We start from the raw sequence: 23,268 nt of genomic DNA on the forward strand, positions 1-23,268 counted from the left end.
TCGTCCCTTAACCGCGTGGAGTCGCGGCAGCCAATTTCACAACCGAACCCGGCGCGACCTTGGCAGGTGCGACTTGGGGCAGGTTGCTGGCTTCCAGCGCTTGTCGTTGTTGTGCAAGTGCCGCGAGGGTTTGTTCACTGGCCATCGGGATCACTTCTGGCGTGACCGGCGAACCAGGGCGAACCCGTTGCAGACCCTTGACGATGATCGTGTCGTCCTTGTTCAGGCCGCTGCGCACGATGCGCAAACCTTCGATCTTCGGACCCAGCTCGACCGAGCGATACGCCGTCTTGTTGTCGGCATCCATCACCAGCACGAATTTTTTACCCAGATCGGTACCGACCGCTTCGTCGTTGATCAGCACGGCGGAATAGGTGCCGCTGCCGACCAGTTTCAGGCGGGCATACAAGCCGGGGGTGTATTGACCGTCAGTGTTGTCGAACACCGCGCGACCACGGATGGTGCCGGTTTTCGGGTTGACCTGGTTGTCGACGAAGTTCATCACGCCCTGGTGCGGGTTGCCGTCTTCGTTGGAGAGACCGAGGTACACCGGCGTGGTAGCACCGCGTTTGCCCTGGCGAGCGAGCTGGGTGTATTTGAGGAACACACGCTCGTCAGCGTCGAAGTAGGCGTAGACCTTGTCGGTGGACACCACGCTGGTCAGCGCGGTGGTATCGGCGGTCACCAGGTTGCCGGCAGTGATTTCTGCGCGACTGACGCGGCCGCTGATCGGCGCGGTGACACGGGTGAAGCTCAGGTTCAGTTTGGCCAGGTCCAGTTGCGCCTGGAGGGCACCGACGGCGGCGCGGGCTTCTTGAGCAGCGCTGGTGCGCGAATCGGCCAGCTCGGCGGAGATCGCGTTGCTGGTGCGCAGACGTTCGCCACGCTGGGATTCGTTTTCGCTGCGGGTGGCGGTGGCGCGGGATTGGGCAACCAGGGCTTCGAGGCGGCGGACCTCGGCCTGGAATGGACGCGGGTCGATCTGGAACAGCAGGTCGCCTTTCTTGACCAAAGCACCTTCAGTGAAGGCCACTTCATCGATCTGGCCGGAGACCCGTGGACGAATCTCCACGGTTTCCGGGGCTTCGAGGCGCCCGGTGAATTCGTCCCACTCGTTCACCGGTTGTTCCAGCACCTTGGCCACGCTGACCTTGGCTGCGGGCATAGTGGCGGCCGTGTCCGGAGTCTTGCCGCAAGCGCTCATCACCAGCACGGCCAACAGGGCCAACGGGAAGCGTAAATGTTTGAGTGATTGTTCCATGGATGCATCCGCCAATGTATTGAGAATGGGCGGATGATGCTCGGGGAGGCTGTATCGCACGAATCGAATGAGGCAAAGATAACTATCATTCGGAATGATATAAGCGCCAGGCAAGCTCTCTAGCGTGCACCTTTCGTTAGGCGGCTATCAATTGGGATGATGACAATTCTGTGTTGCGGGGAGTGCAAAAGTTGGACGTAGAACCGAGTCGCGGCCATCGCGGGCAAGCCCGCTCCCACATTGAATCTATGGTGTTCACAAATCCCTGTGGGAGCGGGCTTGCCCGCGAAGAGGCCATCAGCCCTCATAACAATCAGGATCAGGCCAGACTATCCGGATCACCAAAAAACATCTGAATTCGCGAGCGTAACCAACGCTCACCCGGATCATTATCCTGCGACCCACGCCAGGCCATGTGCAATTCAAAACTGCGCACCGGCAACGGCGGGTCTTCAGCCCGCACACCGCCGGCCGCCGTTAATGCTTCAGCCGTATAATCCGGCACGGTCGCGACAATATCGGTGCCGCTGATGAGTGTGCTGAGACCGTTGAACTGCGGCACGGCAAGCACCACATGGCGTTTGCGCCCGAGCTTTTCCAGCTCTTCATCTATAAAGCCGCTCAGGTCACCGGCGAACGACACCAGCGCATGAGGCCGCGCGCAGAAATCATCCAGGCTCAACGGCCCTGGCACTGTGTCGGCCCGCAACAGCTTCGGCATGCTGCGGCGCAGTACTTTGCGCTTGGCGTTGGCCGGCAGGTCGGCGGTGTAGCTGACGCCGATGGAAATCTCGCCCGAAGCCAGCAGGCTCGGCATCAGGATGTAGTTGGCCCGACGCACCACCAGCACGATCCCCGGGGATTCGGCACGCAGGCGCTTGAGCAGCATCGGCAGCAGGGCGAATTCGACATCGTCCGACAGACCGATGCGAAACACCGCGGTGCTGGTCGCCGGATCGAATTCCGCCGCACGACTGACCGCGGTGGAAATCGAATCCAGTGCAGGCGAGAGCAGGGCGAAGATTTCCACCGCCCGGGCGGACGGTTCCATGCTGCGACCGGTGCGCACGAACAACGGATCATCGAACAGCCCGCGCAAGCGCGAGAGCGCCGCACTGATGGCCGGCTGACCGAGGAACAGTTTCTCCGCAGCGCGGGTCACACTGCGTTCGTGCATCAATGTTTCGAAAACGATCAACAGGTTCAGGTCGACACGACGCAGGTCATTACGATTCATCTGGAGTCCTGGCAGAGTCATCAAGCTTGACGAGAGCGGCCATATGAGAACAATGGCCGGCATGAATATTAAGGGGAAAGGCTGCTACTCTGCACCGAGTAATTCAGTTTTCCTGAAATGGATGCTTCGGTTTTCACGGCATTTGATGATGTCACCGGCGCTGCGGAATCAATGACAGGCATGTCGACTATTAATAGCCACTGATAGTCTTGGGTAGAAAGCCCGGATAGAGTTCAGGGCATTAGAGGTTTCTTTGACGAGGTTTGCGATGTCCCGCACGATCCGTTTTCACAAGTTTGGTCCAGCCGAGGTGCTCAAATGCGAAGAGCATGCGGCCGCTCTCCCTGCACCGGGCGAAGTGCAGGTGCGCGTCGAGGCGATTGGCATCAGCTGGTACGACATTCTCTGGCGCCAGAACCTGGCCTCGTCTCACGCTCGTCTGCCTTCAGGCCTTGGCCATGAAATGTCCGGCGTCGTGACGGCGGTCGGCGAGGGCGTCGATGATCTGGCAATCGGCGACAAAGTCGCCAGCTTCCCGGCTGCAAGCCCCAACGATTATCCGGTCTATGGCGAACAGATCGTTCTGCCGCGTACGGCACTGACTCGTTACCCGGACGTACTCAGCCCGATCGAAGCCAGTGTGCATTACACGCCGCTGCTGATCGCTTACTTTGCTTATGTCGATCTGGCACGGGTCAAGCCCGGGCAATTCGCCCTGGTGACCGACGCCAGTCATTGTGCCGGTCCGTCCTTCGTACAATTGGGCAAGGCTCTGGGCATCCGGGTCATTGCCGCAACCAAGACCGCGGAAGAACGTGAGAATCTGCTGTCCCTGGGCGCCGAGAAAGTCATCGTCACCGAGGAACAGGATCTGCTGATGCAGATCAACAAGATCACCGACAACCGTGGCGTGGACGTGGTGTTCGACGGTCTCGGCGGGCCACAGATGTCGTTGCTTGGCGATGTGCTTGCACCTCGCGGCAGCCTGGTACTGTACGGCCTGCAAGGTGGCAACCAGACGCCGTTCCCGGCCTGTGCGGCGTTCCAGAAGAACATCCAGTTCTTTGTGCACTGCATCGGCAACTTCACCGGCAAGCCGGAACTGGGCATCATCCAGGACCAGGTCGCACTGCAACGCGCCTTGCGCGACATCAACCAGATGACCGCCGACCGCGTGCTGCTACCGCTCAAGACTCGGGTCTTCCCGTTTGCCGAGTTTGTAGAAGCACACCGCTACATGGACGAATGCCCATGCCGCGAACGGGTCGCCCTCCAGGTCGAACCTGCCTAAGTCCTTCATGTAAGCCCCTCTGCAAAGTCCGCGTCCGCCGCGGACTTTTCTGTTTCAACCCCGCTGAAATGAGATGTCGCCTCGCCCCCTCAATAGGTCAGTTCAGCAACTGAACTGGTTTTTGCTCTCAATCTGTATCTTCTAATCATCATATAAGCCTTGATAATTGAATGATTACTTTCATCTCAAGGAATGAGTCATGGCTGGGTATCAGCTTGATACTTTTCAATACACACTGTTAATACATATCCGACCAATAGTTCGTCGTTGCGCCGTTACCAAAAAAACATGGGTGACTTCTTTCTCTATTTCTTGTGCTAATTGTCTGTGGGACGTTGTCGGATATTTCCTAGGATCTCGCGGTCGGCTGCAAGGGCCCGGCTCTACAGGGGTTCACGGTCACCTGCCTCTGGCGGGAGCAAGGGGGACTTCCAGTTATTTCAAATAATTACTAAAAGCTTAAGTGCTAGCATTTGGCAATAGCGTCCAGTACTTCAGTCGGGGCAAGCAACCCATTGCGCAATGCGTGTGGTGGTTGGCACGACATCGAACTTACAAGTATCAGGTAAATAAAGATGACCAATATCCATGACCAAGCGATGAACTATGTCTATCAGCAAGTGCTGCAGCGATTGTTGAGTTTCTTCTCGCGTGCCGAACGCACGGCATTGCAACTGATGATTCAGCGATTGGTGGTGGCCGCCGGAGGCATGGAGCATATTGTCGAATTCAAGGTCCTGGCCATTCAGTCGGGGTCCCGTGACAGTTGTTACACCCTGGCGCTGCTGCGCGCTGCGCAGCTGAGTATCGCCGGCCGGGCGCCAGCGACGTTCCAGTTGCGTGTGGCCTCCTTGCGCTTGAACGACGCAAGCCCGACGGCCCTGGAAAACATCCATCGCAGCTGCAGCGCCTTGTTCCTCTACGACGATCCTCGGGTCGAAGTGTTGATGGTTGATAACCGGGAGGTCCTGCCGTTCAACCACTTGACGCCGATTTCCGAAGGTGGCCGAGAGTCCAATCGGCTCAATCTTTTGATGGTGGGCCATTGTCGCGCCTGGAACGGGCCGCTTGAACTGTGGGACGACGGGTATTTGGCCACCGGAGAGTTCTATGGGCAAATAGCTCGCTGGGACCGCGGTGTCGATGCGTTGATCAGCAGCGACTCACCCCGTCAGCAGAAACAGTTTCTCGACGGCTTGAAGCGTGCGGCCGCCAAGGCCGGGCTCAAGACCTCGGATCATCACGAAACCGGCTACGAGGCGCTTTTCGCATTGCTCGATGAACTGGGCAGCGACTGCTACCGCGCTTTTTATGCCGAGCATGGCCAGGTTGCATGGCGCCCGGCCGAACGATTCGAGGCCTGTCGTCGCGCCACGTACATCGACATTCACGACTTGCTGGTCAGCAACCTGGAAGAGCGTTGGCCGCTGCTCACAGAGTTTCTCGGTTTTCAAGCCGACGAACTGGCGGCTCAGCTCAGCGACAACGAGTACGTCAGCCTTTCTATCTGCGCCCACATGCGGGGTTTGCAGTCGTGCTTCGTCCACGACCGCGGCTACGAAACAGGTGTCACCGAATACCTGCAGCGTGCATTGATCATGATGCGGCGCAAGCAACTGGCGGAACGGTTGTGCGAACAAGCGGTAGAGGCGTTCGGCAATCCGGCGATGTTGGCCGAACTGCGCGTGCTGGCGGCGGCCGAGGCGCAAAAAAGCCTTGGCCTGAACGAGGCTCAACTGGTGTGCCTGCTTTTTTCACCTTTCGTCGACAATGGCGCGGCGCTTGAGCGTTTTCTGCGCCAGTGCCACCCCGGCATGCTCGTGGCGATGCCTGATTTGCACCGGGCAATGCAGGGCCAGCCGGTGCCGGAGCAGGTTCTGCACTGGATGACCGATGTCAGCGGTTTGCCTGTCAACTTGATTGGCAAGATTTATCGCATGGCCCCGTTGTCTGCAGGTGAAAGCAGGGCAGGCGCGCTGGAAATCGACAGCGCGGGTGTGCAAGTGGCAACCGCTTGCGACGACGACACGGCGGTGGCGGATGAATGGTCAGCGGGGCGCTGAAAGTGCGTGGCTTGACAGATTTTCTGACGATGCATGAGGACGTTCACACGGCATTCGGCTCTTGCCCATGAAAGGGCCGCGAGAAACAGACTTCGCGTATCAGGCGGTGTACCGATATCTGACTAACCTGATCAACGAACCGGTCAGTGACACGCGGGTCCGCCTGCCTTCGTTGCGTCAGTTGGCGGAGCGTCTGAGCGTGTCGATCTCGACCATTCAGTACGCATATTCGCTGCTGGAGAAGGAAGGTCGCGTCTATTCGGTGGCCAAGTCCGGGTATTACGCATTGCCGGTATCCTCTATCAACACGCTCAGCAGTGGCAACGACCTGCTCGAAACCGTTTATGTCAATGCCAGACGTCCCGGCATGCTGGTGTTGAGCGCCGATGAACCGGCGCTGCTGCAACCCCTCGACAGTCCGTTGCTGCTACTTGAAAGAGAACTGCTGCGCCAGTATCCGCGTCAGCCGCAACCGACATCCCAACCTTGCGGCGAGCTGGAGTTGCGCATCGCCCTGGCCGCGCGCTACACCACTTCGCCGCTGCGCTGCTGGCATGCCGACGATGTCTATATTGGTGCCGACCTGCGTGGCGTACTGGAAATACTAATCGCGGTGTTGAATCTCAAGGACGCCACGGTGTTGGTCGAGTCGCCGTGCGACTGGGCGATTCTGCGGTTGCTCCAGGCTGCGCAGGTGCGAGTGATCGAGCTGGCGGTGCAATCCTGCGGTGGCCTGGACGTCGAATGGCTCAAAGAGCTGCTGGAGACCGAGCCGGTGCGGCTGGTGATGGTTTCATCCGGGCTGAACATGCCGCGAGGCAGCCTGGCACCCGACGACAACCGACAAATCGTCGCGCAGTTGCTGGAGCGACATGGCAGTTGGGTGCTGGAAAACGACTGCTACGGCGAACTAGGATTCGAACCGGACGGCCCGCGCTTTCGCGACCTGCTGGACCCCGATCGGCTGATCGTGTTTTCCACTTTCGAGAAAATCATCGGGCCGGAGGCGCCCTACGGCTACCTGCTGTCGCGGCACTTCAGTGCTGAATTGCAGCGGTACTTTCTGCTGCGTTCGTTCCGCTTGTCACCGATTCGCCAGAAAGCCATCGCGCGCTTGTACGGCAATGGACGTGTCGACCAGCATCTTCAGGTGTTACGGCGGATGCTCAAGGACCGCAAAGTGCAGATGACACAACTGTTGCAGGAGCGTCTGGGGGATGCCTTGCACTTTGTCGACCCTCAGGGCGGGGCGACCGTGTGGGTTCGTTCGCTGCGCCAGGTCGATGTACGTCGGGTGTTCCAGCGTCTGCTCAAGCATCAGGTGGTGTTCGCACCGGGAGAGCTGTTCAGCCTCCAGGGCTTGCATGCGCAACACTTGCGCCTGAGTCATACCTTCGGCGGTGATCACGACCTTGCCGCGGCGATGGGCTTGTTAGGAGACGCCTTGCGTCTGGAGTCGATCGATTGAACGGGGTCCCAGCCCCTGCGTGATACTGATGGATCGATCCCATCGCGCTGCGGTCAAACTGCCAGTAAACTGCGTTCCTATTCCTGAACCACTCTACTTCAGAGGTTTTGCATGACACTCAGTCCTTTTGCGGGCAAACCGGCACCGGTAGAACTGTTGGTCGACATCCCGCGACTGGTAACGGCCTATTACACCGGTCAGCCCGATGCCGCCATTTCGACCCAGCGCGTAGCGTTTGGCACGTCCGGGCACCGAGGCAGCTCGTTCGACTTGAGTTTCAATGAATGGCACGTTCTGGCAATCAGCCAGGCAATCTGCCTGTACCGCGAAGCCCAAGGCATTGACGGCCCGCTGTTCGTCGGCATCGACACCCACGCGTTGTCCACCCCGGCCGGCACCAGCGCCCTTGAAGTACTGGCCGCCAACGGCGTGACGGTAATGATTGCCGAAGGTGACGAATACACCCCGACACCGGCCATTTCCCACGCGATTCTCTGCTACAACCGCGGACGCACGTCGGGGCTGGCGGACGGCATCGTTATCACTCCGTCGCACAACCCGCCGCAAAGCGGTGGTTATAAATACAACCCTACCAACGGTGGCCCGGCCGATACCCACATCACCAAGTGGATCGAAGCCAAGGCCAACGAACTGCTGAGCAACAAGCTCGCCGGCGTCAAACGCATCAGCTACGAGCAGGCGCTGAAGGCCAGCACGACCCATCGTCACGATTACCTCAACACTTACGTCGCCGACCTGATCAACGTGATCGACTTCGACGCCATCCGTGATGCCAAGCTGCGTCTGGGTGTCGATCCGCTGGGTGGAGCAGGGGTGCGCTACTGGTCGGCGATTGCCGAGCATTACCGTCTGGATATGGAAGTGGTCAACCAACAGGTCGATCCGACCTTCCGCTTCATGACGGTTGACTGGGATGGTCAGATCCGCATGGACCCATCGTCCACTCACGCCATGCAGGGCCTTATCGGTCTCAAAGAGCGCTTCGACGTAGCTTTCGCGTGCGACCCGGACCATGATCGCCATGGCATCGTGACCCCGTCCGGCGGTTTGCTCGCGCCGAACAACTACCTCGCCGTATCGATCGACTACCTGTTCCAGAACCGTCCGCAGTGGCGCGCCGATGCGGCCGTGGGTAAAACCGTGGTCAGCAGCGGCTTGATCGATCGCGTGGCAAAACGTCTGGGGCGTCGTCTGTACGAAGTGCCAGTCGGCTTCAAATGGTTTGCTGACGGCCTGTTCGACGGTTCCCTGGGCTTTGGCGGTGAAGAAAGCGCCGGCGCTTCGTTCCTGCGCAAGGATGGCAGCGTCTGGTGCACCGACAAGGATGGCTTGATCCCGGCGCTGCTGGCCGCAGAAATGACCGCCCGTACCGGCCGCGACCCAAGTCAGGCCTATCGCGCCTTGACCGAAGAACTGGGCGAACCGTTCTCGGTGCGCGTCGATGCCAAGGCCAATCCTGAGCAGAAGGCACTGCTGAGCAAATTGTCGCCAGACCAGGTCACCTCGACCCAACTGGCGGGCGAAGCAATCCAGAGCATCCTCAGCCACGCGCCGGGTAACGACCAGGCGATCGGTGGTCTCAAAGTCATGACCGAGAACGGCTGGTTCGCGGCGCGTCCGTCGGGCACCGAAGACATCTACAAGATCTACGCTGAAAGCTTCGTCAGTGACGAACACCTCAAGCAATTGGTGGCAGAAGCGCAAACACTGGTGGACGGCGCGATCTCTGCGAAGTAATCCAGAATGTAAAAAAGGGCGGCCATCACGGTCGCCCTTTTTTTTGTCCCGCGTTTACCTGATCAAGCCAGGTCCACCAGGACGATTTCACTGTCTTCGATGGCGGTCACCCGCAACACGTGCTCATCGGCGGCCGCAACACCGTCTCGAGCTTGTGCGCGCAAGCCATTGACTTCAATGACGCCGGTGGCCGGTACCAGATAGGCGCGACGGCCATTGTCCAGGCGATACTCGGCGGATTCACCGGCCTTCAAGTTTGCGGCCACCAATCGCGCATCGGCTCGAATGCGCAGGCTTTGATCGTCGCCGGCTTTACCGCTCGCCAGCGTTACGAAACCTTCGCGCTGGCCTTTTGGAAACGGCTTGGCGCCCCAGGACGGTGCCAAACCGGTTTCGTTCGGGATGATCCAGATCTGGAAGATCCTGGTCTCGGTGGTTTCCAGGTTGTATTCACTGTGGGCGATCCCCGTGCCGGCGCTCATGACCTGAACGTCGCCGGCCTCGGTGCGACCCTTGTTACCCAGATTGTCTTCGTGAGTGATTGCGCCTTCACGGACGTAAGTGATGATTTCCATGTCCCGGTGCGGGTGTTTCGGGAACCCGGTGCCAGACGCAATCACATCGTCGTTCCACACCCGCAGGTTGCCCCAGTTCATCCGTTTCGGGTCATGGTATTCGGCGAACGAAAAGTGGTGATGGGCATCCAACCAGCCATGGTGGGCGCCGCCCAGGGAGCTGAAAGGTCTGAGTTCAAGCATGATCGTCTCCTGAATAGGTTCGTCATGGGGCGCAGCGCCTGAGCCACGAAACGCGAACCGGTGGTTGATGGCGAGCATCATCTATCAGGAACTAATCGATAAAAAGCGTAAAAAATGCCTCAATACAATCGAATAACTTGATATCTAATCACCTCGAAAGATTCTCACCCAACCTTCACTTCATCGCATAAGCCAATGAGCTGTAAGCATTTCACTAGAACTGAATGGCAAATGCAGACACCATAGCCTGCAACAGCCTCACACCCTGGAGTCAGCCCGCGTGCCGCAACACACCCCCGATCTTCCTCCTGAGCTTCGTCCCCTGGCCGAGATGCCGCTGCTCAAGCGTCTGGCCGCCCGGTTCTTTGGTCACGGCCTCACGCGTCTGCGCGCACAACACCGGGCATCCTGGCTGCACGGCCAGGCCGACGGCTTTCGCAGCGGGCACAGCGCCGGGGTGGATTACGGCTATAAGGAAGGCAAACTTGAAGGATTGGAGGAAGGCCGGCAGGTATTGTTGATCCGCGACTCGCGCTCGACCGAACACCGACCGCCCAATGTTGACGAGAATCTGTTCGACGATTGGCGTCTGCCGTTGAGCTCTGAGTTAAAAAAGCGCATGAAGACAGATGTCGCCCGACTGCTGCCACCGCACGCCCAACCCAGCGCTGCGCAGTGGAAAATGATCTTCAGCGACACGCCCTCGACCTCAGTGATTGCCGGCGCGGGTGCGGGCAAATCGACCACGTTGGTGTTGCGTATTTTGCTGCTCACCCATTATCTGGGGTTCGAGCTGAGTTCGATGACGGTGGTGACCTTTACCCGTGAATCGCGCAAAGACTTCATCAACAAACTGATCGAGCTGTTTGCGCTCTGGGGCCGGTCGCTCAGCCTCAAGGAGGCGCGCGATCTGGTGCGCACTTTCCATTCGCGAATCCTGCCGATGGTTCGCAGCCTGCCCGGTTTCGAGCGGCTGCAAGCCTTCGAAAACCTCAGTCACCGTGCGCAAAGCGGCGATGAGGAGGTCGATAGCAACCCTTTCGACCTGCGGATCAACGACGCCCAGCGCCAGCAACTCAACGCCTGCTATCACAGCCTGCACACGCGCGATGAGCGCTTTCGCGAACTGATCAAGCCGTTGTCTCGTCATGCACTGCAACTCAAGGAGCTGGAGCGCGATCACCCGGATGTGCAGAAACGCATGGCCGTGACCGAACTGGCCGCCAAGCGTGATGAAGAGCTCTGCGACGCTATCGAAGATTTGTGGTTTCGCGCGGGTGCCTGGCCAATCAAAGGCATTGAACCGAAGCGCCAGACATTCGATATCAACGGCTCGACATTTCATTGTCATGGCTATATTCCCAGCCTGGACGCTTGGGTGGTGCTGGGATTCGATCCACGGGAAAACCCGCAGGCCAGCCGCCCGAATGCCAAATTGAGCGTTCGAGCGGAATGGGCGGTCAAGCGCACCCTGTTTCAAGCTTTCTGTCGTAAGCCTTTGATATGGCTTGATAGTTACGAATCGTCAAAGCGTGTATTGGCGTCCCTTGCAGGCGATGCCAGCGCCGGGCCGGGCTTCGATTACAAGGTCAAGGGCGAGCTCAGTTCTGCGCCGTTGCTGGACTGTTTTGTCGCTGCCGCCGGATTTATCGAGAATCTTGGCCTGGATGTACCCAATGCCGTGGGCCAGATGAGTTTTGCCAAGGACGACCCCGACCGGTTTTTCTTCGAGGCCTTGAGCTTGTACTGGCGAGCGCTGGAAGATCATCTGCTCGATCAGAAGCCACCGGTGATGACCTACAACCGGATGTTCGCCTTGTTCAGCGAACATTCGCCGGAAAACCTGAGGTTGCTGAGCGATGAGCTGCTCAGGCCGATGTCGCACCTGATGATCGACGAATTTCAGGACGTATCGCCGCAGATCGTTTCCTGGATTCGCGCGAGCCTCACGGAAATCCGCAGTCGCGGCCCGGCCATGCATGTGGGGCGCGGCGCACAACGTTCGTCGTTGCTGTGTGTCGGCGATGACTGGCAGTCCATCTACGGCTGGCGGGGCAGTTCGCCGACGTACTTCATGGAATTCAACAAGGAATTCCCTTCACCTGGCACGACCAAAGTCATGCTGAGCGACAACTACCGCAGTCACCAGCACATCATCGATGCCGCTGAACATATCGTTCGTGCGGCGCCGGCGATCGCAGGCAAGAAGGCCAAGGCCAGTGGCGAGCCGAAGGCATTGCTGCCGGTTAACGTTCTCGATCGTGACGATCAAGGCATGGCCAAACGCCTGATGGAGCACTACCAAAAGGGCGATTCAATCTTGATGCTTTATCGAAAAAGCAGCGATAAGTCATTGATAGAAGAACATATTCAGTCTGTAGTTAATGTGGATTCTAGCTTGCCGTACGAAGCGCGGAGGCTCAAGCAGCTGACTTATCACAGCGCCAAGGGACTTCAGGCTGACGCCGTGTTCCTGCTGGGTGACTGCCAACACCTCACCAGTTCGCCGTACAAGAATCAGGTCTACCGCATGGCGGGTCTCGGCAAACCAGGCGACAGCGAAGCGTATGACAGCGCACAGAAAGACGAGATCCTGCGACTGGCTTACGTCGGCATCACTCGGGCGGTGAGTCATTGCTATTGGTATGTCGATGGGCAAGACACCCAGGCAGCCAACGTGCCTAAAGCGTCCGATCGGATCGGCAAGGGCAAGGCGTTCTTTGCCGATCACCGGCAGGGCAAGGCATCGGCGTAAACCGTAAAAAATCGTCGCGCACAAAAAAGCCCACTAAACGTGGGCTTGTTGTTTGAAGTTCAGCCTTCAGGCATAGCTCCTGAGGGCGGCTGGCGGAATGAAGGCCTCAAGCTCGTCTTCCACCGCTTCGATTATTCGTTCTACATCCGCAGCATTCATTACCGTCGCGCAAGGAATGCCGGCGATGGCGATCATGGTCTCGCCACTGGCACGGTCAAAAAGACGGGCAATCATGCTGCCCGGCGCATCCATGCTCGCCTCGAAACCCATGGGATGAAAATGCCAGCGCATCAGCTGGCAGGCATTGGGAAAGGTGACTTTACTGAAGCCTTTATTCATATGTAGCCCGCCTTATTCATCGAGCGCTTCCTTTAGCTCATGTTAGGAGGGAAGAGCCTTCAATGGCTCAACCGGTGACTGCCTTTAAAAGTAGCATCCGAATGTGAAAAGAATGTGGATTTTTCAGGCCGTTTAGCGATTGGTTCAGTTTTTTTGATGCAGGTCATAGAAATAGCCCGGGTCCGGCAATGGGCCATCACGGTTGGTCATTGAAGCCGAGACGGAATTTCGGCAAGCTCGGTTTTTTTTCGCCGAGTCCTCTATGCACGCCGATGATGATGGTCCGCTGCAAGCCCAGGCCACGGGCGACACGGTGATGCGCTATCACTTGCGTTGGAAACACCGGGATCTGGACGGGGTGATGGCGCTCTATCATCCAGAGATTCAGTACAGCGATTTCTTCCAGAACCGTGTGATGGGGCTGTCCGAGTTGCGTGAATACGTGCGCAGTAGCATGCCTCGCGATGCCGATGAAGCCCTGGAGCACTCGGACCGTATTCGTCTGGACGGCAACACGGCGTTCATTCAGTACCGTATTACCCTGCGCGGTGGTGGAGGCCTGGTGTCGTTCCGGGCCAGCGAGGCGATTACCGTCCGTGACGGACTGATCTGGCGGGTCAACGAATATGCCTCGCTGGTGCATGAACAGCCCGTCAGCAAGGCCACCAGCAGCCAACGTCCGGCGGTCAGTCGACTCGGGCTGTCTGCACGCCAGCTGAGTTTCATGGCTGAAGACTTGCAGCAGTATTTTCAGGGCCAGCAACCTTATCTCGATCCCGAACTCGACCTGCAACGGGTGGCGAAGGAGTGCGGGTACAGCCGCAATCAAATTTCCTACTTGCTGAATCAGGTGCTTGGCCAGAGCTTCTATCGATACGTCAACCACGCGCGCCTGCAGCATTTGCTCGCGGCACTGGATAGCGCCACGCCGCCACTGCGTATCGACGAACTGGCGTTTGCCGCCGGGTTCAATTCGCTGTCGGCGTTTTACAGTTGCTTCCGCCAGCACACCGGCCAGTCGCCCAAGGCCTACGTCAAACAAATTTCTTTGCGTGCACGCGCGCAAGACAGCCTCTGAGTCCAAGCACTAGGATCGACGCCATCGAAGTTTGAGTGGCGGAGTCTTGCATGTCGGCGTGGCGCACTATCAGTTTGTGGATGGATCAACTCGACGAGCCATTATTGGCGCGTGCAGCGCTGGATCAGGATCTGGACGTTGACGTCGCCATCATTGGCGCGGGGTACACCGGCCTCTGGACCGCGTACTACCTCAAACGCCAGGCGCCCGACCTGAGCATTGCCATCGTTGAAGCACAAACCGCCGGTTTTGGCGCTTCGGGGCGTAACGGCGGCTGGCTGATGGGCAATGTGCTGGGCGAAGACCGCTTGCTCGCCGATTTGCCGCCCGAACAGCGCCGGGCGTCTTTCGATTTGCTACACGGCATTCCTGACGTAGTCGGGGTTGTCCTCGAACGTGAAGGCATCGACTGCGATTACCGCAAAGGCGGGGCGCTGTATTGCGCGGCCCGCTATCCGGAACAAGAAGCCAGCCTTCGGCACTATCTCGACACGCTCTATAGCCAGGGATTGACCGAAAGCGATTACCGCTGGCTCGGCCCCGAGCAGTTGGCGCAACAGATCAGAATCGCCAAACCATATGGCGGCATCTATGCACCGCACGTCGCAACCATTCACCCGGCAAAGTTGGTGCGAGGCCTGGCCCGGACGGTGGAGAAAATGGGCGTCAGAATTTACGAAAACAGCCCGGTCACCCAATGGCAGTCGGGGGGGCTACGCACGGCGAAAGCCTCGGTTCGCAGCCGCTGGATCGTGCCGGCGGTCGAAGGTTACTCGGTCACCTTGCCACCGTTGGGGCGTTATCAGTTGCCGGTGCAAAGCTTGATAGTGGCCACCGAGCCGTTATCCGCCGCCACGTGGGATGAAATCGGCCTGAGTCGCGGCCAGGCTTTCAGCGAAAGCAGTCGCCAGGTCACTTACGGCCAGCGCACGGCTGACAACCGGTTAGTGTTCGGCGCGCGGGGCGGTTATCAGTTCGCTGCCAGGTTACGCCACAACTTCGACTTGACCACCAGCGAAGTGGAGCTGCGGCGTTATCTGTTTGGCGAACTCTTCCCGCAACTCAAGAACGTGCGGATTACCCATGCCTGGGGCGGCAATCTGGGAATGTCCCGGCGTTTCAAGCCGCACATGTTGTGTGATCAGGCCAGTGGCATCGCATTGTCGGGTGGCTATGGCGGGGAGGGCGTCGGCGCCAGCAACCTGGGCGGCCGGACGCTGGCCGACCTGATTCTGCAGCGCGACACCGAACTGGTTCGGCAGCCGTGGGTCATCCACGGAGGGCTCGACGCGCTCCGGGCCTGGGAACCGGAGCCCTGCCGCTGGCTTGGCTACAACGCGATCATCCGCAGCTTTGTCCACGAAGACCAGACCCTGGCCAACCCGACCACCGCACCCTGGCGCCGAAAACTGGCCACCGGTATTGCCGGCTTCATGGAAGGTTTCATGCGGTAAACGGCGCGTTATTCATCTATCGGCTCAATCGACAGGTACTCCCATGAGCATCACCCAATTCAAGAACACCGCAACCCTGAAGCTGGAACAGTCGAATCCGGTCGCCGTACCGCTGGGCTTGCCCGTGGCAGTGGCCTCGACCACCAGCGTTGAACGCGACGACGGCGTCGAAACCGGCGTCTGGGAATGCACGCCCGGCCGCTGGCGGCGGCAGATCGTCGCCCAGGAGTTCTGTCACTTTCTCCAGGGGCGCTGCACGTTTACCCCGGATGACGGTGAAACCCTGCACATAGAAGCCGGCGATGCACTGATGTTGCCAGCCAACAGCCTCGGTATCTGGGATATCCAGGAAACCGTGCGCAAGACCTACGTTTTGATTTTTTGATCCACTGATTGCCTGCCAGCTCCCCCAATAAAAAAAGACAAATCAAACAGGAATCGACTCATGATCCGAAAGACATTGACTCTGGCTCCCCTTGCGCTCTTCGCGACCCTCGGCCACGCGGCCGAGACCGTCAAGATTTACAACTGGTCGGAGTACATCGCCCCGGACACCACGAAAAACTTCCAGAAAGAAACCGGCATCGCATTCAGCTACGACGTCTTCGACAGCAATGAAACCCTCGACGGCAAATTGATGACCGGCAAATCCGGCTACGATGTGGTCTTCCCGTCCAACCACTTCATGGCGCGGCAGATTCAAGGCGTGGCGTTGAAGAAACTCGACAAGAGCCAACTGCCGAACTGGAAAAACCTCAACCCGACGCTGCTCAAAGCCCTGCAAACCAACGATCCGGGCAACGAACACGGCTTCCCGTATCTCTGGGGCAGCACCGGCATCGGCTACAACATCGCCAAGGTCAAGGCTGTGTTGGGTGATAACGCACCAGTGGATTCGTGGGACCTGATTTTCAAACCCGAAAACATGCAAAAGCTGCAAAAGTGCGGCGTGGCCATCCTCGACAACGGCCCCGAGCTGTTGCCGGCGGCCCTGAACTACCTGGGCCTGCCGCATCACAGCAAGAACCCGGAAGACTACAAAAAGGCTGAAGCGCTGCTGATGAAAGTCCGTCCGTATGTCAGCTATTTCCACTCGTCCAAGTACACCAGCGACCTGGCCAACGGCGACATCTGCGTGGCCGTCGGCTTCTCCGGTGACATTCTGCAAGCCGAAAACCGCGCGAAAGAAGCGAAGAATGGCATCGACATCGGCTACGAGATTCCCAAGGAAGGCGCCGCCATCTGGTTCGACATGGTCGCCATGCCGGTGGACGCCCCGGACGAAAAGGCCGGCTACGCCTTCATGAACTACCTGCTGCGCCCGGACGTCATGGCCAGCATCAGCAACTATGTGCACTACGCAAACGGTAACGAACAGGCCGACAGCCTGATCGACCCGGTGATCAAGAACGACACGAAGGTCTACCCGAGCCCGGACATGATGGGGAAACTGTTTGCGCTGGAGGCGATGCCGTTGAACATCGACCGGATTCGGACACGGGTCTGGAACAAGATTCGGACCGGGAGTTGAGGGTTCATACCTTGTAGTCATTGGGTGCTCATCGGGCTGACTGACACGCTGTAGATTCCAGGCCTCCTTTCGATGGATCAGGAGGCAATGGAATGCCTGTTTGTATAAATGCGGGACAGGTACGTCTTGGTCGCTTTTCTGAGTCAGGGCGCATTTATTTGCTAACGGTTGTCGTTGATCAGCGGCAGCCGTTTTTTGTTGATTGGCAATTGGGTAGGTTGGTCGTACGAGAGTTGCGTCAGGCACAGGAGGAGGGTTGGGGCGACTTTCTAACGTGGGTTGTGATGCCGGATCACATGCACTGTTTGGTACAGCTGCGAGACAAAACGCTGGCGGAGCTGATGTGCCGAATCAAATCCCGCAGTAGCTTGGCGGTCAATCAGGCTCTAGGGCGGCGAGGGCGGATGTGGCAGAAGGGTTACCACGATCGTGCGGTTCGGAGGGAGGACGATGTGAAAGCGCTTGCGCGGTATGTCGTAGCTAATCCGATCCGGGCGGGACTGGTGACGCGGGTTCATGATTATCCGCTGTGGGATGCGTGTTGGTTGTGAGTATCTGACGACTGCTGCGCAGCCGAACGCAGCCTTCGGCAGCTGCTACAGGTTTTGTGTACACCGCAATCCTCGTAGCAGCTGGCGCAGCCTGCGTTCGGCTGCGAAGCAGTCGCCAAAATCTTTAATCCAATGAAGATCCAACTGATATCAATGCGCTGGCACTTATATTAATAAGTTCAGCAAAGTGAGACCCCGTCGACAAAAAAGTAACTTACCTCTATTTAATAATTAAATAACAAATCGTCAGACGATTTGCGCAAACCGCCATCTAACAAACAATATTTCGACAGCGCAGGCATTGTTTCCGGGTACTTGCAGGAACAACTCAATTTGACGTCAAAAAAAATGTAGACGTTTGATTTCGAATTGTGTCAGTTTTCTTTCGCCTTCATTGGACGAGTGATAGGACGATCTCGCCAGAGATTGTCGCTGTCTGACAAAAAACTGTTCCATAGCTAAACAAGGAAGTGTGTTTATGTCGAAAGTAAAAGACAACGCTATTGATACCGCCGAACAGGCATTCCAGCCACTGCAAGCATTGGCTGCATCCAGTTCTGCGTTCAACCAGATCAATAGCTTCAGCCATCAGTATGATCGGGGCGGTAACCTCATGGTCAATGGCAAACCCTCATTCTCCGTCGACCAGGCAGCCACCCAGTTGCTGCGCGATGGCGCTGCCTACCAGGACAAGGACGGCAGCGGCAAAATCGAACTCACCTACACGTTCCTGACCTCGGCGTCGTCGAGCACCATGAACAAGCACGGGATTACCGGGTTCAGCCAGTTCAGCGCTCAGCAGAAAGCCCAGGCCGTGCTGGCCATGCAATCCTGGGCCGATGTGGCCAATGTCACGTTCACCGACAAGGCCACGGGCGGCGACGCTCATATGACCTTCGGCAACTACAGCGGTGGCCAGGATGGCGCAGCGGCATTCGCTTATCTGCCGGGCACCGGTGCTGGTTATGACGGTACTTCGTGGTATCTGACGGGCAGTGGCTATAACGTCAACAAGACGCCGGACCTGAACAACTACGGGCGTCAGACCCTGACCCACGAAATCGGTCATTCCCTGGGCCTGGCCCACCCTGGCGACTACAACGCCGGCGAAGGTGCTCCGACCTACAACGACGCTTCCTACGGGCAAGACACCCGCGGTTACAGCGTCATGAGCTACTGGAGTGAAAGCAATACCAGCCAGAACTTCAGCAAGGGCGGCGTCGAAACCTATTCGTCCGGCCCGCTGATGGACGATATCGCCGCCATCCAGAAGCTCTACGGCGCCAACACCACCACCCGTACCGGTGACACCACTTACGGCTTCAACTCCAACGCCGGACGGGACTTCCTGAGCGCGGCTTCGTCGTCGGACAAGGTTGTGTTTTCGGTATGGGATGCGGGCGGCAAGGACACCCTGGACTTCTCCGGTTTTACCCAAAACCAGAAGATCAACCTGAATGAGGCCTCGTTCTCCGACGTTGGCGGCATGGTGGGTAACGTGTCCATCGCCAAGGGCGTCACCGTCGAAAACGCTATCGGCGGTTCGGGCAGCGACCTGCTGATCGGCAACAGTGTGTCCAACGAACTGAAGGGCGGTGCCGGCAACGACATTCTCTTCGGCGCGGGCGGCGCGGACAAACTGTGGGGTGGCGCCGGTTCGGACACCTTCGTGTTCGCCGCCAGCAGCGATTCCAAACCCGGTGCTATCGACCAGATCCTCGATTTTGTCAGCGGCCTGGACAAGATTGACCTGACCGGCATCACCAACGGCGCGGGCCTGCATTTCGTGAACTCGTTCACCGGTGCGGCAGGCGATGCAGTGTTGACCTCTTCGGGCGGCAACAGCCTGTTGTCGGTGGACTTCTCTGGGCACGGCGTGGCTGATTTCATGGTCAGCACCGTGGGCCAGGCGGCTTACTCCGACATCGCTGCGTAATGTGAGGTGAAAAGGAGGGCGGCGCAGACGCGCTGCTCTCTGGGCCTTGATCGGAGTAAAGCGCCTTATGATCCACAACGGCTTCACTGACAGAACAACCGCGTGGCTATTGGCGACGTTCATGATGATTTTTGGAGATGTAGCCATGGCGAGCAGCCTGAAATTAGCAGACCCCTCGGAACTGGCCGGCAAATGGCAGGCGACCCTGAGCGCCAAAGATGACTCGCCAGAGTCCCTGGCGTTGCAGGACAAACCGTCCAATGTCTGCGTCATCGACTTTCAACCGCAACAGACGCTGGGTGCGGGCGCCGATTGTCTCAGCGCCTGGCTGGACGGCGAATCTGCGATTGGCTGGTTCCCTGAGCCGGATGGCCTGGCAATCACCGGCAAAGAAGGTTCGAAGGTTCTATTTCTCAGCCGCCAACGTGATGGATCGTATAAAGCCACATTGAAATCCGATCTGGTCATAACACTTGTGCGTCAGGTGCAATAACACGATTCAAACATAACGCTTGTCATGGTTGGCATAAGCACCACCCAACTAGTGGCAGCGTTCTGTCGCCCACAGAAAGTTGTTATTAGTTTGTAAGCGCTACCGCAAGGCCTATATCCGCCCCAGTGCGGACAGTTAATGGAAACTTCGCCAGAAGAAGGCGAGGAAGAACACCTCAGGAATAACCCATGAAGATGGCAAAGAGTCCGGCCAGCGCTCCCTTGTTCAAAGCATTGGGCGACTACAAGAGCATCCTGATCAGCATCGGTTGTTTTACCGCGTTAATAAACGTGCTGATGCTGGTTCCGTCGATTTACATGCTTCAGGTCTACGACCGCGTGCTGTCTTCGCAAAATGAAACCACCCTGGCGATGCTGTCGTTGATGGTGGTCGGGTTCTTTGCCTTCATCGGTCTGCTTGAGATCGTGCGCAGCTTTATCGTTATCCGCATCGGCAGCCAACTGGAGCGCCGCTTCAACCTGCGGGTTTATCAGGCCGCCTTCGAGCGCAACCTGTTTCGGGGCGAGGGCAACGCCGGGCAAGCGTTGGGGGACTTGACGCAAATTCGCCAATTCGTCACCGGTCCCGCGCTGTTTGCCTTCTTCGATGCGCCGTGGTTTCCGGTCTATCTGTTCGTGATCTACCTGTTCAATGTCTGGCTCGGCGTGTTTGCGACAGTGGGCACGGTGCTGTTGATCGGCCTTGCGTGCCTCAACGAGGCAATGACCAAAAAGCCCCTGGGCGACGCCGCCGGTTTTTCCCAGAAATCCAGCCAACTGGCCACCAGTCACCTGCACAACGCCGAAACCATTCAGGCCATGGGCATGCTCGGGGTATTGCGTACACGTTGGTTTCAGGTCCATTCACGTTTCCTCGGCTTGCAGAACCAGGCCAGCGACACCGGTGCCGTCATCAGCTCCCTGAGCAAAACCCTGCGCCTGTGCCTGCAATCGTTGGTGCTGGGGTTGGGGGCACTGCTGGTGATCCAGGGTGATATGACGGCCGGAATGATGATTGCCGGTTCCATTCTGATGGGCCGCGTCCTGAGCCCCATCGATCAGTTGATCGCCGTGTGGAAGCAGTGGAGCGGCGCCAAGCTCGCTTACCGTCGTCTTGATTCGTTGCTGCAAGCCTTTCCACCGAGTGACGAGGCCATGGCGCTGCCGGCGCCGAAAGGCCAGATCGCGTTCGAGCAGGTCAGCGCCGCGCCACCTGGGCAACGGGCCGCCACGCTGCATTTGGTCAATTTCAGCCTCGGTGCAGGGGAAGTGCTCGGCGTGCTCGGCGCCTCCGGCTCCGGGAAATCGACATTGGCCCGGGTACTCGTTGGCGTCTGGCCGACCCTGGGTGGCACGGTGCGGCTCGACGGCGCGGACATTCATCGCTGGAACCGCGACGATCTTGGCCCCTACATCGGTTATCTGCCGCAAGACATCGAGCTGTTCAGCGGCAGCATCGCCGAAAACATCGCCCGGTTCAGCGAGGCGGACCCGCAGAAAGTCGTTCAAGCCGCGCAGCAGGCCGGCGTTCACGAACTGATTCTGCGCATGCCGCAAGGCTATGACACCGTGCTCGGCGAGGACGGCAGCGGCTTGTCCGGGGGACAGAAGCAGCGCGTGGCCCTTGCGCGTGCGTTGTATGGCAACCCGCGCCTGGTGGTGCTGGATGAACCCAATTCCAACCTCGACACCGTGGGCGAAGCCGCATTGGCCAGTGCCATTGCGCAAATGAAAGCCCAAGGCACCAGCGTGATTCTGGTGACCCATCGCTCCTCGGCACTGGCCCAGGCCGACAAGCTGCTGGTGCTCAACGAAGGACGCCTGCAAGCCTTCGGCGCCAGCCAGGACGTGCTCAAGGCACTCGCCGCCAATCAGGAGCAGCCGCGGGAGAAAACCGCGCCAGCACCGGGCGGGCTCAGCATGAGCCGGCAGTATCAGCCCTCGACAAGGAATTCGGGCGTATGAGCAACATCAGCGAAGCCACCATGGAACATGACTACATCGCCGAACGCCCTGAGCGCGACGCGCGTTTCTTTGTCCGCATGGGCTGGATTCTGGCGATCGTCGGCGCCGGCAGTTTCTTCACCTGGGCCAGTCTCGCGCCGCTTGACCAAGGCATTCCCGTGCAAGGCACGGTCGTGGTGTCGGGCAAGCGCAAAGCCGTGCAATCGATGAGCAGTGGCGTGGTCAGCCAGATTCTGGTGCGCGAGGGTCAAGTGGTGAAGCAGGGCCAGCCATTGTTCCAGCTCGACCAGACCCAAGTCGCCGCGGACGTGCAATCGCTGCAAGCGCAATACCGCATGGCCTGGGCCAGTCTGGCGCGGTGGCAGAGTGAACGGGACAACCTCAAGCAAGTGAGTTTCCCTGCTGAACTAAGCAACAACCCCGACCCGCGCCTGGCCTTGGTGCTGGAAGGTCAACGGCAGTTGTTCAGCAGCCGCCGTGAAGCGTTTTCCCGCGAGCAGGCGGCCTTGCGCGCCAGCATCGAAGGCGCCAGCGCGCAGCTGGCCGGCATGCGCCGCGCCCGCACGGACTTGACGGCCCAGGCCAGCTCTCTGCAACAACAGCTGAGCAACCTTCAGCCCCTGGCGGACAACGGCTACATCCCACGCAATCGGTTGATGGAGTACCAGCGTCAGCTGTCGCAGGTTCAGCAACAACTGGCGGAAAACAGCGGCGACAGCGGCCGTGTGGAGCAGGGCATCCTCGAATCGCGGCTGAAACTGCAACAGCACATCGAGGAATACCAGAAAGAAGTCCGCACCCAACTGGCCGATGCGCAATTGAAAAGCGTGACGCTGGAGGAGCAGCTGACCTCCGCCGGGTTCGATCTGCAGCACAGCGAGATCATCGCCACCGCCGATGGCATTGCGGTCAACCTCGGGGTTCACACCGTGGGCGCGGTGGTGCGTCAGGGCGAAACCTTGCTGGAGATCGTGCCTCAGGGGACGAGCCTGGAGGTGGAAGGGCACCTGCCGGTCAACCTGGTCGACAAGGTTGGCACGCACTTGCCGGTGGACATTCTGTTCACGGCGTTCAACCAGAGCCGCACGCCGCGCGTGCCCGGCGAAGTCAGCCTGATTTCCGCCGACCAGATGATCGACGAGAAAACCGGTGCGCCGTATTACGTACTGCGCAGCAGCGTCAGTGACCAGGCCATGGAAAAACTCAACGGCCTGGTGATCAAGCCTGGCATGCCGGCGGAAATGTTCGTGCGCACCGGCGAACGTTCACTCCTCAACTATTTGTTCAAGCCGCTGCTCGACCGGGCAGGTTCCGCGTTGACTGAGGAATAA

18 protein-coding genes are annotated in these 23,268 nt (G+C 58.6%); 14 read left to right on the forward strand and 4 right to left on the reverse strand.

Annotated elements, in window-relative coordinates:
• Nucleotides 1–7 precede the first annotated feature (7 nt).
• Nucleotides 8–1,261: a multidrug efflux RND transporter periplasmic adaptor subunit MexE gene (gene mexE, locus BLW70_RS18995; RefSeq protein ID WP_074876499.1), complete on the reverse strand. Its 1,254-nt coding sequence runs from the start codon at nt 1,259–1,261 to the stop codon at nt 8–10.
• Nucleotides 1,262–1,580: 319 nt separating this feature from the next.
• The gene (locus tag BLW70_RS19000; RefSeq protein WP_008156370.1) at nt 1,581–2,498 is read right to left on the reverse strand and encodes a LysR family transcriptional regulator; all 918 of its coding nucleotides are present in this window, start codon (nt 2,496–2,498) and stop codon (nt 1,581–1,583) included.
• A gap of 268 nt (nt 2,499–2,766) precedes the next feature.
• On the opposite strand from BLW70_RS19000, the gene BLW70_RS19005 reads away from it, so the two are divergent.
• The 4 genes from BLW70_RS19005 to pgm all read left to right on the forward strand — a co-directional run bounded on the left by BLW70_RS19005 (nt 2,767) and on the right by pgm (nt 9,078).
• Nucleotides 2,767–3,789 (forward strand): zinc-dependent alcohol dehydrogenase family protein, encoded by a 1,023-nt coding sequence (locus tag BLW70_RS19005; protein WP_074876501.1) that lies wholly within the window; start codon nt 2,767–2,769, stop codon nt 3,787–3,789.
• Between the two features lie 575 nt (nt 3,790–4,364).
• A complete protein-coding gene (locus BLW70_RS19010; protein ID WP_074876503.1) occupies nt 4,365–5,852 on the forward strand; it encodes a hypothetical protein in 1,488 nt (495 codons plus the stop codon).
• Nucleotides 5,853–5,919: 67 nt separating this feature from the next.
• Complete coding sequence (locus tag BLW70_RS19015) at nt 5,920–7,320, forward strand: aminotransferase-like domain-containing protein (RefSeq protein ID WP_074876505.1); 1,401 nt, start codon at nt 5,920–5,922, stop codon at nt 7,318–7,320.
• Nucleotides 7,321–7,431: 111 nt separating this feature from the next.
• A complete protein-coding gene (pgm, locus tag BLW70_RS19020; RefSeq protein ID WP_074876507.1) occupies nt 7,432–9,078 on the forward strand; it encodes a phosphoglucomutase (alpha-D-glucose-1,6-bisphosphate-dependent) in 1,647 nt (548 codons plus the stop codon).
• A gap of 62 nt (nt 9,079–9,140) precedes the next feature.
• Here the strand turns inward: pgm and BLW70_RS19025 are convergent, their stop codons facing one another.
• A complete protein-coding gene (locus tag BLW70_RS19025) occupies nt 9,141–9,836 on the reverse strand; it encodes a pirin family protein (RefSeq protein WP_074876517.1) in 696 nt (231 codons plus the stop codon).
• Nucleotides 9,837–10,116: 280 nt separating this feature from the next.
• On the opposite strand from BLW70_RS19025, the gene BLW70_RS19030 reads away from it, so the two are divergent.
• On the forward strand, nt 10,117–12,591 hold the full coding sequence (locus tag BLW70_RS19030) for a UvrD-helicase domain-containing protein (RefSeq protein ID WP_074876519.1): 2,475 nt from the start codon (nt 10,117–10,119) through the stop codon (nt 12,589–12,591).
• Nucleotides 12,592–12,657: 66 nt separating this feature from the next.
• Here BLW70_RS19030 and BLW70_RS19035 read toward each other — a convergent pair whose 3' ends face one another.
• Complete coding sequence (locus BLW70_RS19035) at nt 12,658–12,930, reverse strand: DUF1652 domain-containing protein (protein ID WP_008156356.1); 273 nt, start codon at nt 12,928–12,930, stop codon at nt 12,658–12,660.
• Between the two features lie 262 nt (nt 12,931–13,192).
• Here BLW70_RS19035 and BLW70_RS19040 point away from each other — a divergent pair, with 262 nt between their 5' ends.
• The 9 genes from BLW70_RS19040 to BLW70_RS19080 all read left to right on the forward strand — a co-directional run bounded on the left by BLW70_RS19040 (nt 13,193) and on the right by BLW70_RS19080 (nt 23,268).
• On the forward strand, nt 13,193–14,008 hold the full coding sequence (locus BLW70_RS19040; protein WP_074880680.1) for a helix-turn-helix transcriptional regulator: 816 nt from the start codon (nt 13,193–13,195) through the stop codon (nt 14,006–14,008).
• A 50-nt stretch (nt 14,009–14,058) separates the two neighbouring features.
• On the forward strand, nt 14,059–15,462 hold the full coding sequence (locus BLW70_RS19045; RefSeq protein WP_074876521.1) for an NAD(P)/FAD-dependent oxidoreductase: 1,404 nt from the start codon (nt 14,059–14,061) through the stop codon (nt 15,460–15,462).
• Between the two features lie 43 nt (nt 15,463–15,505).
• Nucleotides 15,506–15,847, forward strand: coding sequence for a cupin domain-containing protein (locus tag BLW70_RS19050; protein ID WP_074876523.1), 342 nt, complete (start codon nt 15,506–15,508; stop codon nt 15,845–15,847).
• Between the two features lie 60 nt (nt 15,848–15,907).
• Complete coding sequence (locus BLW70_RS19055; protein ID WP_074876525.1) at nt 15,908–16,993, forward strand: polyamine ABC transporter substrate-binding protein; 1,086 nt, start codon at nt 15,908–15,910, stop codon at nt 16,991–16,993.
• A gap of 92 nt (nt 16,994–17,085) precedes the next feature.
• Entirely contained in the window at nt 17,086–17,544 is a 459-nt protein-coding gene (locus tag BLW70_RS19060) for an REP-associated tyrosine transposase (RefSeq protein ID WP_074876527.1), read from the forward strand.
• Nucleotides 17,545–18,022: 478 nt separating this feature from the next.
• Nucleotides 18,023–19,480, forward strand: a complete 1,458-nt coding sequence (locus tag BLW70_RS19065) for a serralysin family metalloprotease (RefSeq protein ID WP_074876529.1) — start codon at nt 18,023–18,025, stop codon at nt 19,478–19,480.
• A gap of 67 nt (nt 19,481–19,547) precedes the next feature.
• Complete coding sequence (locus BLW70_RS19070; RefSeq protein WP_074876532.1) at nt 19,548–19,973, forward strand: AprI/Inh family metalloprotease inhibitor; 426 nt, start codon at nt 19,548–19,550, stop codon at nt 19,971–19,973.
• A gap of 188 nt (nt 19,974–20,161) precedes the next feature.
• Complete coding sequence (locus BLW70_RS19075) at nt 20,162–21,937, forward strand: type I secretion system permease/ATPase (RefSeq protein WP_074876534.1); 1,776 nt, start codon at nt 20,162–20,164, stop codon at nt 21,935–21,937.
• A complete protein-coding gene (locus BLW70_RS19080; protein ID WP_074876536.1) occupies nt 21,934–23,268 on the forward strand; it encodes an HlyD family type I secretion periplasmic adaptor subunit in 1,335 nt (444 codons plus the stop codon). Before BLW70_RS19075 ends, BLW70_RS19080 begins: the two co-directional genes overlap by 4 nt.

It is taken from the genome of Pseudomonas frederiksbergensis (assembly GCF_900105495.1).
Taxonomy (GTDB): domain Bacteria; phylum Pseudomonadota; class Gammaproteobacteria; order Pseudomonadales; family Pseudomonadaceae; genus Aquipseudomonas; species Aquipseudomonas frederiksbergensis.

What these genes read in the sequence shown, in the direction of transcription:
- BLW70_RS19005 (WP_074876501.1), top strand. Translation starts at nt 2,767, where the DNA reads ATGTCCCGCACGATCCGTTTTCACAAGTTTGGTCCAGCCGAGGTGCTC.
- mexE (WP_074876499.1), bottom strand. Translation starts at nt 1,261, where the DNA reads ATGGAACAATCACTCAAACATTTACGCTTCCCGTTGGCCCTGTTGGCC.
- BLW70_RS19045 (WP_074876521.1), top strand. Translation starts at nt 14,059, where the DNA reads ATGTCGGCGTGGCGCACTATCAGTTTGTGGATGGATCAACTCGACGAG.
- BLW70_RS19040 (WP_074880680.1), top strand. Translation starts at nt 13,193, where the DNA reads ATGCACGCCGATGATGATGGTCCGCTGCAAGCCCAGGCCACGGGCGAC.
- BLW70_RS19035 (WP_008156356.1), bottom strand. Translation starts at nt 12,930, where the DNA reads ATGAATAAAGGCTTCAGTAAAGTCACCTTTCCCAATGCCTGCCAGCTG.
- BLW70_RS19025 (WP_074876517.1), bottom strand. Translation starts at nt 9,836, where the DNA reads ATGCTTGAACTCAGACCTTTCAGCTCCCTGGGCGGCGCCCACCATGGC.
- pgm (WP_074876507.1), top strand. Translation starts at nt 7,432, where the DNA reads ATGACACTCAGTCCTTTTGCGGGCAAACCGGCACCGGTAGAACTGTTG.
- BLW70_RS19080 (WP_074876536.1), top strand. Translation starts at nt 21,934, where the DNA reads ATGAGCAACATCAGCGAAGCCACCATGGAACATGACTACATCGCCGAA.
- BLW70_RS19000 (WP_008156370.1), bottom strand. Translation starts at nt 2,498, where the DNA reads ATGAATCGTAATGACCTGCGTCGTGTCGACCTGAACCTGTTGATCGTT.
- BLW70_RS19010 (WP_074876503.1), top strand. Translation starts at nt 4,365, where the DNA reads ATGACCAATATCCATGACCAAGCGATGAACTATGTCTATCAGCAAGTG.
- BLW70_RS19055 (WP_074876525.1), top strand. Translation starts at nt 15,908, where the DNA reads ATGATCCGAAAGACATTGACTCTGGCTCCCCTTGCGCTCTTCGCGACC.
- BLW70_RS19015 (WP_074876505.1), top strand. Translation starts at nt 5,920, where the DNA reads ATGAAAGGGCCGCGAGAAACAGACTTCGCGTATCAGGCGGTGTACCGA.
- BLW70_RS19070 (WP_074876532.1), top strand. Translation starts at nt 19,548, where the DNA reads ATGATCCACAACGGCTTCACTGACAGAACAACCGCGTGGCTATTGGCG.
- BLW70_RS19050 (WP_074876523.1), top strand. Translation starts at nt 15,506, where the DNA reads ATGAGCATCACCCAATTCAAGAACACCGCAACCCTGAAGCTGGAACAG.
- BLW70_RS19075 (WP_074876534.1), top strand. Translation starts at nt 20,162, where the DNA reads ATGAAGATGGCAAAGAGTCCGGCCAGCGCTCCCTTGTTCAAAGCATTG.
- BLW70_RS19060 (WP_074876527.1), top strand. Translation starts at nt 17,086, where the DNA reads ATGCCTGTTTGTATAAATGCGGGACAGGTACGTCTTGGTCGCTTTTCT.
- BLW70_RS19065 (WP_074876529.1), top strand. Translation starts at nt 18,023, where the DNA reads ATGTCGAAAGTAAAAGACAACGCTATTGATACCGCCGAACAGGCATTC.